Annotated in this window: 1 protein-coding gene; it reads right to left on the bottom strand. The window is 52.5% G+C overall.

Features of this window, described 5'->3' with window-relative positions; translation table 11 throughout:
- Window positions 1–510 (bottom strand): molybdopterin oxidoreductase family protein (locus GRP75_RS29040; protein WP_160791115.1); only part of this gene is annotated, 510 nt, incomplete at both ends.

Here is a 510-nt window from a genome sequence, read left to right on the forward strand (position 1 = left end):
CCGGCTCTGGCCGTAGACGGGCATGGCCAATATACCCCTTCTTCACGACGCAACCTGTCATATGTGATCCCATAATAATCGGCAGGACCGCCCCGGCTGGCAAGCCGCAGTTCTTCAAAGATATGCTCAGCATCCCTGTACGAGAAATAGCTGCTCTTGTTTAACTTTGCAGCTACCTGACACAAAATATTCCAGTCATCTCTAGCCTCGCCTGGTGCGGACCTCGCAGCTTCCCGTAGCAGAACGCGGCCCTCCAGATTGGTCATCGTCCCCGTATTCTCCAAATAAGACGTCACAGGCAAAACAACGTCGGCCATCCGCGCGGTTTCAGTGAGAAACATATCCGCCACAACCAGCAGATTCAGCTTTTTGAGGGCTTCCTCCACCAGCCGGACATTCGGGTTAGATACAACAGGATTAGAGCCCATCACGAACAAAGCTTGGATTTCTCTCTGATGGACAAGCTCCATCATTTCATAGGCGGACACTCCCTTCCCCGGTAAACTGCTT

It is taken from the genome of Paenibacillus sp. OT2-17, from assembly GCF_009827695.1.
Taxonomy (GTDB): Bacteria; Bacillota; Bacilli; order Paenibacillales; family Paenibacillaceae; genus Paenibacillus; species Paenibacillus polymyxa_B.